Source organism: Pseudomonas sp. EGD-AK9 (assembly GCF_000465935.2).
GTDB lineage: Bacteria > Pseudomonadota > Gammaproteobacteria > Pseudomonadales > Pseudomonadaceae > Aquipseudomonas.
Genome location: NZ_AVOF01000129.1, coordinates 80,746 through 97,549, shown reverse-complemented (window position 1 = coordinate 97,549; position 16,804 = coordinate 80,746). Strand labels below are relative to the sequence as shown.

Here is a 16,804-nt window from a genome sequence, read left to right as displayed (position 1 = left end):
GCGTGGGTGGCGGTGGGCAGGACGAGGGCCAGCGCCGTGCTGCCGATCAGGGCCAGAGGAAGGGCGTTGCGTGCGGTCATTGTTGTTGTGCTCCCAGTTTTTGAACAAACCGTCCCCCTGCCGGCCTACTCGGGGCCCGCATGATGGGAGGGTGGTGGGTGCCCCGGCGGGGCGGCAGACCGGCCGTCATGGCCGGTCATTGCCAGGGGCTGGGGTCAGCCTCCGGCGAATCCGGTGCGATGGCGTCTGGCGGCGATGGATGCCGTGCGGGCGAGGCGGTGCTGCGCTTGGGAGAAGACGAGAGTGGTCATGGTCTGGCCCTGGTTCTTGTTGTTATTGGTGTTATACGTCGTCATACAACTGTGCGGATTATCGACAGCCTTTTCTGCGCTTGTCAACGCATGCCTAGACCAAGGTCGCAGGTGCTTCTCGTCTGTAATTGCCGTTTTATCTGGATTGATGCTGGCTAAGGGGCTCTGGCCTGGGCTTCGCGCGGTTGGCTGCAGGGCAGCGGGTCTCGTTATTGTTGTGTGATAACGTATGACATTTCCAGTCATCGCCCGGAGACACCATGCCCGATTGCCTGATTGAAGCCGCCCACCAGCTGAGTCGCCTGATCGACCCGCAGGAGTTGGTGCGCAGCGCCGCGGATAGCGGCCTGTTTCAGCCGGGCGAGGTCAAGGTGCGACTGAACCTGTACCAGCAGCATTGCGTCGGCGGCGAGCCGGGCGACTTCGTCCAGCTGATCTTCTAGGTGTTGGCCGGCCGCAGCGACGAGGACAAGCGCGCCCTGTCGCGCCGGGTGGTGCGCGGCTGCCGCAGGTGCCGACGGTTTCCCTGGATGTGCGCGACATTCGGTGGGAAAGCTTCGGCAACCGGCGCAATTGCCTGGGCGATTAGCCGGGTTCGAGCAGGCGCGGCCCTGCCCCTTGCTCGCCGAGCTGATCCTGGGGGTTGCGCAGCGGGCAGTCCTGCATCGACAGGCAGCCGCAGCCGATGCAGCCGGTGAGCAGGTCGCGCAAGCAGGTCAATTGTTCGATGCGCGCGTCCAGGTCGCGTTGCCACTGCGCGGACAGGCGCTGCCAGTCGGCCGCCGTGGGCGTGTGGTCGGCAGGCAGGCTGGCCAGCGCGGCGCCGATGTCGGCCAGGGGAATGCCCAGGCGCTGCGCCACCTTGATGATTGCCACCCGGCGCAGCACCTCGCGCGGGTAGCGGCGCTGATTGCCGGCATTGCGCTGGCTGTGGATCAGGCCCTTGGCCTCGTAGAAGTGCAGGGTGGAGATCGCCACTCCGCTGCGTTCGGCCACCTGGCCGACGCTCAGGGGGCGCTCGAAACGCGGGTTGCAGGGCGACATGAAAAATCCCTCTTGACCTCAAGTTAAGTTGAGGTTTTACCCTCGGCCACCTCGATTGACAACCCCGAGGGCATTTCCATGCAGGACAGAGTTCGACTGGTACTGATCTACGGCAGCGTGCGCGAGGGTCGCTTCTGCGACCGCGTGGTGGCCTGGGCGTGCGAGCAGATCGCCCAGCGCAGCGAGTTCGAGCTGAGCCTGGTCGACCCGGCCGCGATGTTCCGCCAGCCTGGCGAGGCGCCCGGGGCGGGCGAGGCGCGGCATCAGGCGTTGCAGCAGTTGCTGCGCGCCGATGCCTTCCTGATCGTCACCCCGGAGTACAACCACGGCTATCCGGCGGCGCTCAAGCAGTTCATCGACGAGGTGCCGGCCTCCTGGGAGGCGCGCCCGGTGGGCTTCGTCAGCTATGGCGGGGTGTCCGGCGGCCTGCGCGCGGTGGAGCAGCTGCGCCAGGTGCTGGTGGAAATGCACGGCATGACGGTGCGCAGTTCGGTGAGTTTCGCCAATGCCTGGGAGCAGTTCGACGAGCGCGGCCGGCTGCGCGAGCCGCGCCACGCCAACTCGGCCATGGCGCACCTGCTGGTGCAGCTGAACTGGTGGGCGCAGACCTTGCGCGCCGGGCGCGAGCGGGTGGCTTATGAGCGGGTCAGGGGGTAGGGGCTCCTGCCAGGTACCGAGGCTTGCGGGCAGGCGGCGATTTGCTGAAGCTGCGCGGGTCGCCATTGACCGGAGAAGAACATGCAGCTGGCTGCCCCCTTTCCCATTCTGCGCAGCTTCGACGAGTTGCGCGCACGGGCCTTCTATATCGATTACCTGGGTTTTGCCGAGGATTGGGCGCACCGTTTCGAACCGCAGCTGCCGCTGTACCTGCAGCTGTCGCGCGGGCGTTGCGTGCTGCATCTGTCCGAGCACCATGGTGACTGCTGCCCTGGCGCGGCGCTGCGTATCGCCTGCGACGATCTGGATGGGCTGCTGAACGAACTGCGCGGCAAGGACTACGACTTCGCCCGACCTGCCATCGTCGCGCAGCCCTGGGGACGTGATCTGGCGCTGAGCGATCCGTTCGGCAATCGCCTGATCTTTACCGAGCCGAGCTGAGAACGCTGCGTAGGAGGCGGCTGGCCGGCGATGCTCCTAACGGCAGCCGGCAGCGCGGGATCGATGGCAACAACGAGGTAGCCCGCAATGCAGCCGGGCGACGAGAGCTGGCGTTGGGTGGATGAACACAGCAGCATCCACCCTGCGCCTGACGCTTAGCCGCGGTAGTAGCGCTGCGGCACGAACGGCGTCTTGGCCACCTTCATCGCCACGCGCTTGCCGCGCACCAGGGCCCAGACTTCGCTGCCCACGGCGGCGTGGCTGGCCTTGAGGTAGCCCATGGCCACCGGCGCGCCGAGGGTCGGGCCGAAGCCGCCGCTGCACACCCGGCCGATCACCTGGCCTTCGCTGTCGACGATCTCGGCGCCTTCGCGTACCGGCACGCGCTCCTGCGGCAGCAGGCCGACGCGCTTTTCCGCCACGCCGTCGCGCTGCTGTTCGAAGATGCGTCCGGCGCCGGGGAAGTTGCCGGCGCGCTCGCCGCCTTCGCGGCGCACCTTGGAGATGGCCCACAGCAGGCTGGCTTCGATCGGCGTGGTGGCGCTGCTCATGTCGTGGCCGTACAGGCACAGGCCGGCTTCCAGGCGCAGCGAGTCACGCGCGCCGAGGCCGATGGCCTCGACTTCCGCTTCGGCCAGCAGGCTGCGCGCCAGGGCTTCGGCGTGCTCCACCGGCACCGAGATCTCGAAACCGTCTTCGCCGGTGTAGCCGCTGCGGCTGACGATGCATTCGCTGCCCAGCAGGCGCACGCGGGCGACCTGCATGAAGGTCATCTTGCTCACCTCGGGGGCCAGGCGGGCCAGCACCTCGACGGCCTTGGGGCCTTGCAGGGCGAGCAGGGCGCGCTCCTCGAACAGGCACTCGATCCGGCACTGCTCGCCGATGTGCTGCTTGAGGTGAGCCAGGTCCTGCTCCTTGCAGGCGGCGTTGACCACCAGGTACAGGGTGTCGTCGCCGAGGTTGGCGACCATCAGGTCGTCGAGGATGCCGCCGTTCTCGTCGGTGAACATGGCGTAGCGCTGCAGGCCCACCGGCAGGTCGATGATGTCCACCGGCACCAGGGATTCCAGGGCGCGCGCGGCGTGCTCGCCGCGCAGGAGGATTTGGCCCATGTGCGAGACGTCGAACAGGCCGGCGGCGTCGCGGCAGTGCAGGTGTTCCTTCATCACGCCCAGCGGGTACTGCACGGGCATTTCAAAGCCGGCGAAGGGCACCATGCGCGCGCCGAGTTCCAGGTGCAGGGCATGTAGCGGGGTTTTGGCGAGGGTCTCAGAGGTCATTTCGATTTCCTGTAGGGTGCGCCGCGCGCACCGGGTCGTGAGCAATGCGTGTGTCGGATGGGATCGTTGCTGCGCGCGGCCTAGGCGGCCCCGCACACCCGACGAATCAGCATTCGATGATATTGACGGCCAGACCGCCGCGAGCGGTTTCCTTGTACTTGCTCTTCATGTCGGCGCCGGTCTGGCGCATGGTGCGGATCACCTTGTCCAGCGAGACGAAGTGCTGGCCGTCGCCGCGCAGGGCCATGCGCGCGGCGTTGATCGCCTTGACCGAGCCCATGGCGTTGCGCTCGATGCAGGGCACCTGGACCAGGCCGCCGATGGGGTCGCAGGTCAGGCCGAGGTTGTGCTCCATGCCGATCTCGGCGGCGTTCTCCACCTGGTTGACGCTGCCGCCGAGCACTTCGCACAGGGCGCCGGCGGCCATCGAGCAGGCCACGCCGACCTCGCCCTGGCAGCCGACTTCGGCGCCGGAAATCGAGGCGTTTTCCTTGTACAGGATGCCGATGGCGGCGGCGGTGAGCAGGAAGCGCACCACGCCGTCCTCGTTGGCGCCGGGCACGAAGCGGGCGTAGTAGTGCAGCACCGCCGGCACTATGCCGGCCGCGCCGTTGGTGGGGGCGGTGACCACGCGGCCGCCGCTGGCGTTTTCCTCGTTCACCGCCAGGGCGTAGAGGTTGACCCAGTCGAGCACGCTGAGGGTGTCGCGCAGGCAGGCTTCGGGGTGCTCGCTGAGCTGGCGGTGCAGCGCGGCGGCGCGACGCTTGACCTTGAGCCCGCCGGGCATGATGCCCTCGTTGCGGCAGCCGGCGGTGACGCAGTCCTGCATCACCTGCCAGATATTCAGCAGGCCGGCGCGGGTCTCCGCCTCCGGGCGCCAGGCCGCCTCGTTGGCCAGCATCAGCTGGCTGATCGACAGCTTGTGTTCGGCGCACAGCGCCAGCAGCTGCTTGCCGGTGGTAAAGGGATACTGCAGGGCGGTGCTGTCCTCGACGATGCGGTCGGCGCCGGCGGCCTGTTCGTCGACCACGAAGCCGCCGCCCACCGAGTAGTACTCGCGGGCGCGCAGCTGCAGGCCGGCGGCGTCGAAGGCGCGGAAGATCATGCCGTTGGGGTGGAAGTCCAGCGGCTTGCGGATCATCGCCAGGTGCTGCTTCTCGACGAAGGCGATGGTCTTTTCGCCGAGCAGGTTGATCTGCCCGGCGCCGCGGATGGCGGCCAGGCGCTCGGCGATGCAGCTGGTGTCGACCGTGTCGGGCTGCTCGCCCTCCAGGCCGAGCAGCACCGCCTTGTCGCTGCCGTGGCCCTTGCCGGTGGCGCCGAGCGAGCCGTACAGCTCCACCTTGACCGAGTCGGTGGCGGCCAGCAGGCCGTCGCGCTTGAGCCCCTCGACGAAGCGCGCGGCGGCGCGCATGGGGCCGACGGTATGCGAGCTGGACGGCCCGATACCTATCTTGAACAGATCGAAAACGCTCAGTGACATGTCGTACTCCTGGCGGCGCCGGTTGGCCCCTCCCCTGAGAGAGGGGAGGGCCGGCGCCCGCCTTATCAGTCAGCGTAGACCGGGAAGGTGGCGCAGAGGTCGGCGACCTGACCACGGACACGCGCGATCACCGCCGGGTTGTCCAGCTCGTCGAGGATGTCGCAGATCCAGCCGGCCAAGGTGCGGCATTCGCCTTCCTTGAAGCCGCGGGTGGTCACCGCCGGGGTACCGATGCGGATGCCCGAGGTGACGAACGGCGACTGCGGGTCGTTCGGCACGGCGTTCTTGTTCACCGTGATATGGGCTGCGCCCAGCGCCGCGTCGGCCGCCTTGCCGGTCAGGGCCTGCTTGACCAGGCTGATCAGCATCAGGTGGTTGTCGGTGCCGCCGGAGACCACGTCATAGCCGCGCTGGACGAACACCGCCGCCATGCCGCGGGCGTTGTCGATCACCTGCTGCTGGTAGGTCTTGAAGCCCGGCTCCAGCGCTTCCTTGAAGCACACCGCCTTGGCCGCGATGACGTGCATCAGCGGGCCGCCCTGGGCACCGGGGAACACGGCGGAGTTGAGCTTCTTCTCGATCTCTTCGTTCTTGCGCGCGAGGATCAGGCCGCCACGCGGGCCGCGCAGGGTCTTGTGCGTGGTGGTGGTGACCACGTCGGCGAATGGCACCGGGTTGGGGTACAGACCGGCGGCCACGAGTCCCGCCACATGGGCCATATCGACGAACAGCAGCGCCCCGACCTGGTCGGCGATGGCGCGGAAACGCGGGAAGTCCAGCACGCGCGAATAGGCCGAGAAACCGGCGACGATCATCTTCGGCTTGTGCTCGATGGCCAGGCGCTCGACTTCGTCGTAGTCGATCAGGCCGTTCTCGTCGATGCCGTACTGCACGGCGTTGTACAGCTTGCCCGAGGACGACACCTTGGCGCCGTGGGTCAGGTGGCCGCCATGGGCCAGGCTCATGCCGAGAATGGTATCGCCGGCGCTCAGCAGCGCCAGGTACACGGCGCTGTTGGCCGAGGAGCCCGAGTGCGGCTGCACGTTGGCGTAGTCGGCGCCGAACAGTTGCTTGGCGCGCTCGATGGCCAGCGCCTCGACCTTGTCCACATGCTCGCAGCCACCGTAGTAGCGCTTGCCCGGATAGCCTTCGGCGTACTTGTTGGTCAGGCCGCTGCCTTGCGCCTGCATCACGCGCTGGCTGCAGTAGTTCTCCGAGGCGATCAGCTCGATGTGGTCTTCCTGGCGCTGTTCTTCGGCCTGGATCGCCGCGAGCAGGGCGTCGTCATAGCCCTGCAGTTGGTCGTGCTTGCTGAACATGGTGAGGCCCTCTTTATCGTTTTTCTCGGGATGCAGTCGGCCCGCCCCGGTGAGGGGAGCCGAATGGAAACTGGGTAGAGCGATGAACCTTCCCTCTCCCGCACGCGGGAGAGGGAAGGTTATGGGCGCTTACGCGTCCTGATACGCCTCGATGGACGGGCAGGCGCAGACCAGGTTGCGGTCGCCGTAGACGTTGTCCACGCGGCCGACCGGCGGCCAGTACTTGGCCTCGATCAGGCTCGCCAGCGGGTACACGGCCTGCTCGCGGCTGTAGGCGTGGTGCCAGTCGCCGACCAGTTCCAGGGCGGTGTGCGGGGCGTTCTTCAGCGGGTTGTCGTCCTTGTCCAGGCGGCCCTGCTCGACCGCGCGGATTTCCTCGCGGATGGCGATCATGGCGTCGCAGAAGCGATCCAGCTCTTCCTTGGATTCGCTCTCGGTCGGCTCGATCATCAGCGTGCCGGCCACCGGGAAGGACATGGTCGGGGCGTGGAAGCCGAAGTCGATCAGGCGCTTGGCCACGTCGTCGACGCTGATGCCGCTGCTGTCCTTGAGCGGACGGATGTCGAGGATGCACTCGTGCGCCACCAGGCCGCCTTCGCCGGAGTACAGCACCGGGTAGTGCTCTTCCAGACGACGGGCAATGTAGTTGGCGTTGAGAATGGCCATCTGCGACGCGCGCTTGAGGCCGTTGCCGCCCATCATGGTGATGTACATCCAGGTGATCGGCAGGATGCTGGCGCTGCCGAACGGCGCGGCGCTCACCGCACCTTCCTTGCGGGCCATGTGGCCATGGCCCGGCAGGAACGGCGCCAGGTGCGACTTGACACCAATCGGGCCGACGCCCGGGCCGCCACCGCCGTGCGGGATGCAGAAGGTCTTGTGCAGGTTCAGGTGCGAGACGTCGCCGCCGAACTGACCCGGCGCGCAGAGGCCGACCATGGCGTTCATGTTGGCGCCGTCGATGTACACCTGGCCGCCGTTGTCGTGGATGATCTGGCAGATCTCGCGGATGCCTTCCTCGAACACACCGTGGGTGGACGGGTAGGTGATCATGATCGCGGCCAGGCGATCCTTGTGCTCTTCGGCCTTGGCCTTCAGATCGGCGATGTCGACGTTGCCGCGCGCATCACAGGCGGTCACCACCACGCGCATGCCGGCCATGGAGGCGGTTGCCGGGTTGGTGCCGTGGGCCGATTGCGGGATCAGGCAGATGTCGCGCTGATCGTCGCCACGGCTCAGGTGATAGGCACGGATGGCCAGCAGGCCGGCGTACTCGCCCTGGGAACCGGCGTTGGGCTGCAGCGACACGGCGTCGTAGCCGGTGGCGGCGCAGAGCATGGCTTCCAGCTCGTTGGTCAGCTGGGTATAGCCGGCGGCCTGCTCGACCGGAGCGAAGGGGTGCAGGTTGCCGAACTCCGGCCAGGTGACCGGGATCATCTCGCTGGCGGCGTTGAGCTTCATGGTGCAGGAGCCCAGCGGGATCATGCTGCGATCCAGGGCCAGGTCCTTGTCCGCCAGCTTGCGCAGGTAGCGCATCAGCTCGGTTTCGCTGTGGTAGCGGTTGAACACCTCGTGCTGCAGGATCGCCGACTGGCGCAGCAGGCCTTGCGGCAGGCGGCTGGCGATCTGTGCGGCCAGGTCGGCGACGGCAGGGGTGGCCTGATCGCCGGCGAACAGTGCCAGCAGCGCCTCGACGGCGGCCTGGTCGGTGGTTTCGTCCAGCGACAGACCCAGACGCTCGGCGTCGATCTCGCGCAGGTTGATGCCGGCGGCACGGGCCTTGGCATGCAGCTCGGCGGTCTTGGCGCCGGTCTTGATGCTCAGGGTGTCGAAGAAGTGCTGCTGCTCGACGCTGTGGCCCAGCTTGGTCAGGCCCAGGGCGAGGATGGCGGTGAAGCTGTGCACGCGCTGCGCAATGGCGGTCAGGCCTTTCGGGCCGTGGTACACGGCGTACATGCTGGCGATGTTGGCCAGCAGTACCTGGGCGGTACAGATGTTGCTGGTGGCCTTCTCGCGGCGGATGTGCTGCTCGCGGGTCTGCATGGCCAGGCGCAGGGCCGGCTTGCCGAAGCGGTCGACCGACATGCCGACCAGGCGGCCCGGCATGTCGCGCTTGAACGCGTCGCGGGTGGCGAAGTAGGCGGCGTGCGGGCCACCGAAGCCCAGCGGCACACCGAAGCGCTGGGCGCTGCCCAGGGCGACGTCGGCGCCGAACTCGCCCGGCGGAGTGAGCAGGGTCAGGGCCAGCAGGTCGGCGGCCACGGCCACCAGGGCGCCCGCAGCATGGAAACGCTCGACCAGCGCGCGGTAGTCGAAGATGTCGCCGTTGCTCGCCGGGTACTGCAGCAGCGCGCCGAAGTAGGCGCTGGCATCGGTGATGGCGGCTTCGTCGCCGACTTCAACTTCGATGCCCAGCGGCTCGGCACGGGTGCGCAGCACGTCGAGGGTCTGCGGGTGGCAGTGCTGGGAGGCGAAGAAGGTGTTGCTGGCCTTGTTCTTCGACAGGCGCTTGCAGAAGGTCATGGCCTCGGCGGCAGCGGTGGCCTCGTCGAGCAAGGAGGCGTTGGCGATCTGCATGCCGGTGAGGTCGCTGATCAGGGTCTGGAAGTTCAGCAGCGCTTCCAGGCGGCCCTGGGAAATCTCCGGCTGGTACGGGGTGTAGGCGGTGTACCAGGCCGGGTTCTCCAGCAGGTTGCGCAGGATCGGGCTCGGCGTGTGGGTGCCGTAGTAACCCTGGCCGATGTAGTTCTTGAACTGCTGGTTCTTCGCGGCGATGGCCTTGATCTTGGCCAGGGCGTCGGCTTCCGACAGGCCCGGCTGCTCGCCGAGGATGCTGGTGCCCTTGATGCTCTCGGGAATCACGGCATTGGTCAGCGCGTCCACCGAGTCGTAGCCCAGCAGTTCGAGCATGGCGGCGGTGTCGGCATCGCGCGGGCCGATGTGGCGGGCGATGAATTCGTTCTGGGTATCGAGCTTGGTCATGGCGGTCACTCAGGCGTCGGCGTTAGCGTTCAACAGACGATCATAGCCGGCCTTGTCCAGCAGGTCGGCCAGCACGGCGTTGTCAGCCAGGCGCATGCGGAAGAACCAGGCCTTGTCCAGCGGCGACTCGTTGACCAGCTCCGGGCTGCCTTCCAGGTCGGCGTTGATTTCGACGATCTCGCCATCCAGCGGCATGACGATGTTGCTGGCGGCCTTGACCGACTCCAGCACGGCCACTTCCTCGCCCTGGGCGTAGGCCTGGGTTTGCGGCAGTTGCACGTAGACCACGTCGCCGAGCGCGTCCTGGGCGTAATGGGTGATGCCGACGGTCACCAGACCATCGTTGTCCAGACGCAGCCATTCGTGATCGGCGGTGAAACGCAACTCGCTCATGTCAACTCCTCAGGGGGCAAGGGTGCCCGCTTCTAGGCGGCGGGCATAAGGGGCGCCCACGCTCTGGCGGGCAAGATTGGGTAAACCCTTAGCAATGCCGGTGCCAATATAAAAATATTCAATAAAAACAAATACTTAAGTGTATTTATGAGGCTTGTATACAGTCCAGTGGAACGATATCGCTACGAATGCTCGCGTCGCTTTTGGCAAAGTCGAGGTCGTACCAGCGGGTACGGGGCTTTCGGCTGGATGTTGCGAAATCGTTACGATGGATCGATTTGCTTACGGTGTCCCTGAAGGCCGCGGCGTGTCTGGCTTGCGCAGTGGCGCGAGACTGAATCCGGCTGTCGCTGCGTCGGATAAGCCGGCGATTGGCTGCAGGGCTGTGGGGGCGTTAAGCCTTGCCGATTCCGTATTTACGCAGGCGCTTGGCGATGGCGGTGTGCGAGGTGCCCAGGCGCGCGGCCAGCTGGCGGCTGGAGGGGTGGCTGGCGTAGAGCTTTTCCAGCAGCGCCTTCTCGTAGTCGTCCATGGCCTGCTCCAGGCTGCCCACCTCGCCATTCAGGCGCGGCGCCACCTCGGTGCCGGCGATATCCAGATCGTCGATCTCCACCCAGTTGCTGTCGCAGATGGCGGCGGCGCGGAAGATCACGTTCTGCAACTGGCGCACGTTGCCCGGCCAGCGATTGGCCAGCAGCGCCGGAAAAGTGGCCGGCGCCAGGCGGCAGGGCAGGCGCTGGATCTGCGCGCAGGCCTGGGCCATGAAGTGCTGGGCCAGCAGCAGGATGTCCTGGCCGCGCTCGCGCAACGGCGGCACTTCCAGATTGAGCACGTTGAGGCGGTAGAACAGGTCTTCGCGGAAGCTGCCCTGGGCGACCATCTGTTCCAGGTCGCGATGAGTGGCGCTGAGGATGCGCACGTTGACCCTGACCTCGCGCTCGCCGCCGACCCGGCGGAAGCTGCCATCGCTCAAAAAGCGCAGCAGCTTGGCCTGCAGGTAGGGCGACATCTCGCCGATCTCGTCGAGAAATACCGTGCCCTGGTTGGCCAGCTCCAGCAGCCCCGGCTTGCCGCCGCGCTGGGCGCCGGTAAAGGCGCCGGGGGCATAGCCGAACAGCTCGCTCTCGGCCAGGTTTTCCGGCAGCGCCGCGCAGTTCAGCGCCAGGAACGGCGCGCTGCGTCGGGCGCTGACCGCGTGGCAGGCGCGCGCCACCAGCTCCTTGCCGGTGCCGGTTTCACCCTGGATCAGCAGCGGCGCATCCAGCGCCGCCACACGCAGGGCGCGTGCCTTGAGGGTGCGAATCGGTGTCGAGTCGCCGAGCAGCGAATCGAAGCCGTCGGTGTGATCGTGGTGCAGCGCCGCCAGGCGCTCGCCGATCCGGCTCGGCGCATAGAGCGTCAGCAGGCCGCCGGCCAGGCGCCGCTCCTCGGTGATCGGCTGGGCATCGAGCAGCAGCGGCTGGCCGCCGAGGGTGACTTCGCGCAGTGGCAGACGGAACTCGGCGGCGAGCAGCGCCCGCTGCAGTTCGTCGTCGGCGAACAGCGCGGCGATGCTCTGGCCAGCCGGGGCGCTGCCGCACAGCTCGACCAGTGCCGGGTTGGCCAGCAACACGGTGGCGCGATCATCCACCGCCAGCACCGGGTCGGGCATGGCGGCGAGCAGGGCGTCGAGCTGCAGGCGGCGGCGCTGGCCGGGGAGGATATCGACCACCTGCACGCTCTGCACGCCATGCACCTGCAACAGCGCGTCGCGCAGCTCCTCGAGCACGGCGGCGCTCAGGGTCGGTGCGTCGATATAGACGTTTGGCGGTACCATCTCCACCGCATCGAGGTTCAGATTGCGCCCGCCGAGCAGCGCCAGGACTTCCTGGGTAATGCCGACGCGGTCGATAAAGCTGACGTGGATGCGCATTGATGACGGTCGAAATGGGCGAACAGGCGGCGATTATGCCTGCTCCGCCCGGCATGAGGAAAAGGGCAACACCGTGAGCACAGAAAAACCGAGCCGTGCCGACTACCACCGCGAGCACCAGGGACGCGCCGAAGCCGAGGCTCAGCGCCTGCTGGCGCGTAAGGCCGAACTGCAAGGACGCTGGCTGCCCTGGGTGGCGCAGGAGCTGTACCAGCTCAGCCCGCCGGAGTTCGCCAATATGGTGCGTCGCGAGTTGCAGCGTCTTTCGTAGCCACAATTCCGTAGGGTGCGCCGTGCGCACCCTACGACCTACGTGCGCTTTCGCGCGCAGCGGCTCATCTCCACCTTGCCCACATGCGGGTTGCCCCAACCCATGACACAGGCCACCTGCTGATTGCGCTGCTGCTCCCAGCGCTTGACCGGGTAGGCCTTGTCCCAGGCCTGGTAGAGCTGGCGATCCTGCTTGGACAGACGCAGCTGGTAACGGTCGGCCATATAGAAATAGGTGCGCGCGATCATCCCGCGAATGGCCGGGCGCGGCATCACCTTGCGCGCCTTGAAATCCACCACCGTCTGGCACTGGCCGTACTGGTGCGGCTGTTGCGGCAGCCAGGCGAAGCTGTAGTTGCTGCGGTCGCCGTTGACCTCGCCGATGCTCGGTACCAGGTTGTGCAGATCGGCCTCGGCCTTGCGGAACTGCACATCCTTGGCCGCACAGTTTTTGCGCCCGCCCTGCTGCCAGCACTGGCGCTGATGGCCGATCACCCAGGCCGGGACTATATGCTCCCACTCGATGCGCTTGGCGCGGCCCGCGTTCTTGCGCGGGCTGTAGCCGCAGGAGCGTAGATCGACCCGATTGCCGCTGTACTTGCAGCCGCAGTAGAACTCGGTGGACTGCTTGGCATACAGCGGCCAGGCCAGGCGCTTGGCCTCGGCGAAGCTGGCGGGGGCGGCGTTGAGGGAGACGCTGGCGAGACAGCAGAGCAGGGGGATAAGGCATCGAATCATGGGGCGCCAGGGTAGCCATCACTGCTGTCGGCGTGAAGTAAAAATCTCTTTTTTTCAAATGCTTAGATGGTGGCAATGGGCCGCGTCAACGCCTCGCGGCAGGCTGCTGGCAGACGGTGGTGGCGGTAATCGCCATGGGCAAATTCGTCGAAGGTCTGCTGGAAAGCGTCCAGCAGAGGGATGAAATCCACCACGGCGAACCTCAGCCCTCGCGGGCGTTTACCCTGGGCGCGCTGCAGGCGCGGAAAGTCTGTACAGCCACCGGCCTGATCCAGGCCAAGTTCGCGGCCATGATCGATGTTCGACTCCGCTCGCTGCGTAACCGGGAACAGCGGCGGCGAGCCTGGCAGCCCGGTCAGGGCGTTGCTGCGTGCGATCCACAACGACCCGAAGCACGCCATCCTGGCACTGTCCGCCTAATTGCTGGTCGATTTCGACACTTCTTCGACACCAGCGAACCCCAGAAACGAAAAAGCCCTGTAAACACAGGGCTTTAACTTGCTGAATTCTGGAGCGGGCGAAGGGAATCGAACCCTCGTCATGAGCTTGGGAAGCTCATTTTTGCAGTTTTTTACGTTGTGTGTGGTGGTACACAACTGGCCATGTAAGCCAGTAAAATAGGGGCTTTCACGGGGTTTCATGCTCTCGTGGTGTTTCAGGGCGTTCCTTCTTGCTTTAGGCAAACGTCCCCCAGAAACGTCCCCCAAAAAGGAATGCCAATGCTGACTGAAAAGCAGATACGTGCGCTCAAGCCCTCCGAGAAAGAATTCACCGTCACTGATGGGCGTAGTGCAAAAGGGGAAGGCGTGCTGATGCTGCGTGTGCGGCCGAACGGCACCAAAGAGTTTTACTTCCTGCGTCGTCAGGGCAGTAAGAAGATCAAGATCAAACTTGGTACCTGGCCCTCGCTCAGCCTGACCGAGGCGCGGGACAAAAGCCGGGAAGAAAAAGAGGTTCAGCTCTCTACTGGCACTTTCGGTGATCTCATGGATTCCTACGTGGCCAAGCTCAAGGCTGAGGGAGCCGCTACCGCCAAGCACGTCGAATGGTCTTTCAAGCACTATGTCAGTGAGCCCTTCCCCAACCTCGTCACGCGCCCAGCAGTGATGATTGGTCCGGCCGAGATTCGGGATATCTTGGCGAAGATGATCGCCAATGGCGTGACAACCCAGACCAACCGTCTGCGTTCGCGGCTGCACGCCGCCTTTCAGTTTGCCATGCGCCAGGAGTTCAACCCGCGCAGCTACCTCAAGGACGAGGTGCGCTTCGGTCTGCAGAGCAATCCAGTTGCCAGCATTCCGGTGCAGGCTGACTGGGAACAACCAGGTGACCGTGCTCTTTCGGTCAAGGAGTTGGCGACGCTCTGGAATCTGCTGCCTGAACATCTTTCTCTCACCACAGCCGAGCTGCTCAAGTTCCTGATAGCTGCAGGTGGCCAGCGCCCTGAGCAACTGCTGCAGTCTGAGCGGACTCTTTACCAGGCTGACCATGTCACTATTCGCAGCAAGAAGGGTGTGGAGGGGGAGCGCTCGCTGCATGTCGTGCCCATGAACAAGCTGATGAAAAACTGCCTGAAGGTCATGGATGAGATCAGCACAACCAGTGCATACCCGTTCCAGGGCAAGATTGAAGGACAGTCGCTCAACGTGCAGTCGCTGTCGCGTGCCGTGACCAAGCTCTATGGCCGACACACCGACAAGTTCGATGCTCCTTTCACCCTCAGGGATCTGCGTCGGACCTGCAAGACGTTGATGGGTAAGGCGGGGCTGGATAAGCAGTTGCGGGATCGGATCCAAGGGCATGCGTTCAACGACGTGTCCGCAAAGCACTATGACCGTTACGACTACTTCAAGGAAAAGAAGCGCGGACTCGATCGCTGGGCTATTTGGCTGGAAAAGAACGTTATCGGTCAAAAACGCTGAAGGCCGCTCAAGCGGCCTCCTGCGGTTTCCATGTTGTCGGGCACTTCTGCCAGCGTGCTATCTCCGAAGCCCTCCAGCCGACGCGCCCAGGGGTTATGGGCACCGGTTTCGGGAAGCGCTTGGCCTTAATCTCCCGCCACAGAGTTGATCGTGCGAGGCTGGTTAGTTCGAGTACTTCGGCCTCGCGCAAGAACCTGTCCAGATCACTGTTCATAGCGAGGCCCTCGGCATGCCCTGTCGAAGGAGTTGCTGGCGTATTCGTTGCGCTGCAGTTTCAGAATTAACAGTGTTTTCATCGCTCCATGCCACCATGTCATTCCAGTGAGTCCAGCCTATGGGCGGTGTTCTTGGTGGCAAACCACCTCTGTCGCATGCGGGCGTAGTAACAGATGCTGAAACTCTCATCGAGTAGTTTATGGGTAGCGTAAAGTGGGGAGGCAGGCGGCATGCACCGCGGCAAACGATGAGTGCCTCGAACCAGATCGGCATGCCCAGACCAGCGCGATGATAGGGGTGAAGTCCATTTCCTGTCCCTGGCGAGCCGGAGTTAACCGGATAGCACCGAAAGTAAGCGCAAATGGACGAACGTTTCCAATTGCGGCATTCGGCTCATTCCGTGAGCCGATTGTTCCGGCTATTCGGCTCATCGTCGCGTCGCATCGCAGCGCAAGGCCACTGAGGTGGGTGATCCGCGCTCGTTGGCCCTGCAGTATGGGTTCAGCGCTTCTTTGCGAGCAATTCAGAGCGGCCGATCACTTCTCGGCTGTGTTCTGGTTTGCGTGGCCCTGAGAAGCCGGCTTCTTCGATCGCGGTATCCAAACCACGGAAATGCGGGGCGGCTTTGGGGCTGCGCAAGGTTTCCATCCCTTCGTTCCAGGCATGCACCATATGTTTGGCCACATCGCGCCAGGCGGGCTCGTTTTTCGCGGCTTCGATCACTTCTTTGCCGACCTCTACGGCGGATTCGCAGAGTCGCTCGACCATGGATGTGTACTTGCTCGGGGGAATGCCCAGCACGGCCTTGAAAAAGGTTTCCAGTGATCGACCTGGTGTCCAGGTCTGTCTTCCACCCACGGACAAACCGGGTGGGTTACTGGCGAAACGGGGGTAAGCCTGAGTGGTCACCAGGTCATAGACCGGGGTAAAGGCCACGTCAGCACGCGAGGTGTAAAACAGCGCGATGTTCTTCGAGTGGCAGTCAGCATTGCGCACCACGTAGTTGGTCAGCAGCTGCCAGCCCAGGTGTTCGCGTTGTGCTTGCAGATGGTCAGCAGGGATGTAGGGGCGCGTGGCATTCCACACCCGCTCGGTGGTGGGAGCGTACTTCTCATGGGGCGGCAAACCCAGCAGCCCACAGGCGTCTTCGACGCCGCAGCGGGGGATGCCATGCTCGTCCACATCGAAGCGATCCACTACCAGGACTTTGCCGTCCTTAGACATGCGACAGGTAGCGACCGGCACGACATTCAGCCGAGCCAGTACGCGCATGGTGAAGAACTCGTTGAAGCCTAGAAAAGGGGTGGTGTCGTCGGAGCCCTTGATGATGTGCAAGCCGGTGCGCAGGGTCGGTTTGCCCAGCGGCTCCCGAGGTTCGGCGGCGTCGCTGGCAATGAACTTTGGCACGACCCCCGACACGGCTACCCGAGCGTATTGCCGCACCAGTGCGGCGAACCGTTCGCTGGTGTTTTCTGCTTTGAGCAGGTGTTCTATCTCTAGCGGGGCCATCTCGACGCCAGGCTGGACGCCTTCGGGGGTAACCGAGACCCTGCCGATACCGGTACCGCCCACCACGCTCAGCAGCGACAGGTCAGTACCATCGAGTAGCGGGCCGAACTCTTCGCGGATGACACCCAGCAAATACCCCTCGGGTAGGTTCTGCCGAAAAAACGGGAACAGGTCGCGGGGCCAGCGCCATGCTTCTTCACGAACCGGCATCGCCAGGCTGACAAAGTCTTCAGATGCAGTGCCTGGCAGGTATTTCAGCACGTATTCATCGCGCTCCCGATAGAGCTTGGCCACCCGCCTCGAGCTGACGTGGACGTCGAGGATCAT

15 protein-coding genes and 1 pseudogene are annotated in these 16,804 nt (G+C 64.9%); 6 read left to right on the top strand and 10 right to left on the bottom strand.

Translation table 11 applies throughout. The features are described 5' to 3' along the window. The first annotated feature begins 571 nt into the window (after positions 1–571). Positions 572–754 (top strand): hypothetical protein, encoded by a 183-nt coding sequence (locus N878_RS29480; RefSeq protein ID WP_021443044.1) that lies wholly within the window; start codon positions 572–574, stop codon positions 752–754. A gap of 142 nt (positions 755–896) precedes the next feature. On the opposite strand, the gene soxR is transcribed toward N878_RS29480, so the two are convergent. After that, a complete protein-coding gene (soxR, locus tag N878_RS07440) occupies positions 897–1,355 on the bottom strand; it encodes a redox-sensitive transcriptional activator SoxR (protein WP_021443043.1) in 459 nt (152 codons plus the stop codon). 78 nt (positions 1,356–1,433) lie between these two features. Here soxR and N878_RS07435 point away from each other — a divergent pair, with 78 nt between their 5' ends. Then, positions 1,434–2,012: an NADPH-dependent FMN reductase gene (locus N878_RS07435; RefSeq protein WP_021443042.1), complete on the top strand. Its 579-nt coding sequence runs from the start codon at positions 1,434–1,436 to the stop codon at positions 2,010–2,012. Positions 2,013–2,093: 81 nt separating this feature from the next. Next, positions 2,094–2,453 (top strand): glyoxalase superfamily protein, encoded by a 360-nt coding sequence (locus tag N878_RS07430; protein ID WP_021443041.1) that lies wholly within the window; start codon positions 2,094–2,096, stop codon positions 2,451–2,453. 155 nt (positions 2,454–2,608) lie between these two features. On the opposite strand, the gene gcvT is transcribed toward N878_RS07430, so the two are convergent. The 6 genes from gcvT to N878_RS07400 all read right to left on the bottom strand — a co-directional run bounded on the left by gcvT (position 2,609) and on the right by N878_RS07400 (position 11,822). Further along, positions 2,609–3,733, bottom strand: coding sequence for a glycine cleavage system aminomethyltransferase GcvT (gene gcvT / locus N878_RS07425; RefSeq protein WP_021443040.1), 1,125 nt, complete (start codon positions 3,731–3,733; stop codon positions 2,609–2,611). 106 nt (positions 3,734–3,839) lie between these two features. Continuing rightward, positions 3,840–5,216 carry an L-serine ammonia-lyase gene (locus N878_RS07420; RefSeq protein WP_021443039.1) on the bottom strand — a complete coding sequence of 459 codons (1,377 nt, stop codon included), beginning with the start codon at positions 5,214–5,216 and terminating at the stop codon, positions 3,840–3,842. A gap of 65 nt (positions 5,217–5,281) precedes the next feature. Continuing rightward, positions 5,282–6,535, bottom strand: a complete 1,254-nt coding sequence (gene glyA, locus N878_RS07415; protein WP_021443038.1) for a serine hydroxymethyltransferase — start codon at positions 6,533–6,535, stop codon at positions 5,282–5,284. A 129-nt stretch (positions 6,536–6,664) separates the two neighbouring features. Then, complete coding sequence (gene gcvP, locus N878_RS07410; protein WP_021443037.1) at positions 6,665–9,517, bottom strand: aminomethyl-transferring glycine dehydrogenase; 2,853 nt, start codon at positions 9,515–9,517, stop codon at positions 6,665–6,667. A 9-nt stretch (positions 9,518–9,526) separates the two neighbouring features. Further along, entirely contained in the window at positions 9,527–9,910 is a 384-nt protein-coding gene (gene gcvH, locus N878_RS07405; protein WP_021443036.1) for a glycine cleavage system protein GcvH, read from the bottom strand. A 394-nt stretch (positions 9,911–10,304) separates the two neighbouring features. Next, positions 10,305–11,822: a sigma-54-dependent transcriptional regulator gene (locus N878_RS07400; RefSeq protein ID WP_021443035.1), complete on the bottom strand. Its 1,518-nt coding sequence runs from the start codon at positions 11,820–11,822 to the stop codon at positions 10,305–10,307. A gap of 73 nt (positions 11,823–11,895) precedes the next feature. On the opposite strand from N878_RS07400, the gene N878_RS07395 reads away from it, so the two are divergent. Continuing rightward, positions 11,896–12,093, top strand: coding sequence for a hypothetical protein (locus tag N878_RS07395; protein ID WP_021443034.1), 198 nt, complete (start codon positions 11,896–11,898; stop codon positions 12,091–12,093). A 38-nt stretch (positions 12,094–12,131) separates the two neighbouring features. Here N878_RS07395 and N878_RS07390 read toward each other — a convergent pair whose 3' ends face one another. Then, complete coding sequence (locus N878_RS07390) at positions 12,132–12,830, bottom strand: endonuclease (protein WP_021443033.1); 699 nt, start codon at positions 12,828–12,830, stop codon at positions 12,132–12,134. 134 nt (positions 12,831–12,964) lie between these two features. Here N878_RS07390 and N878_RS29475 point away from each other — a divergent pair. Then, positions 12,965–13,250, top strand: a pseudogene (locus N878_RS29475) (helix-turn-helix domain-containing protein). A 299-nt stretch (positions 13,251–13,549) separates the two neighbouring features. Next, positions 13,550–14,752, top strand: a complete 1,203-nt coding sequence (locus N878_RS07380) for an integrase family protein (RefSeq protein WP_021443031.1) — start codon at positions 13,550–13,552, stop codon at positions 14,750–14,752. Between the two features lie 7 nt (positions 14,753–14,759). Here N878_RS07380 and N878_RS26720 read toward each other — a convergent pair whose 3' ends face one another. Next, positions 14,760–14,966, bottom strand: a complete 207-nt coding sequence (locus tag N878_RS26720) for an AlpA family transcriptional regulator (protein WP_082457817.1) — start codon at positions 14,964–14,966, stop codon at positions 14,760–14,762. A gap of 503 nt (positions 14,967–15,469) precedes the next feature. Continuing rightward, the gene (locus N878_RS07375) at positions 15,470–16,804 is read right to left on the bottom strand and encodes a type II toxin-antitoxin system HipA family toxin (protein ID WP_021443030.1); all 1,335 of its coding nucleotides are present in this window, start codon (positions 16,802–16,804) and stop codon (positions 15,470–15,472) included.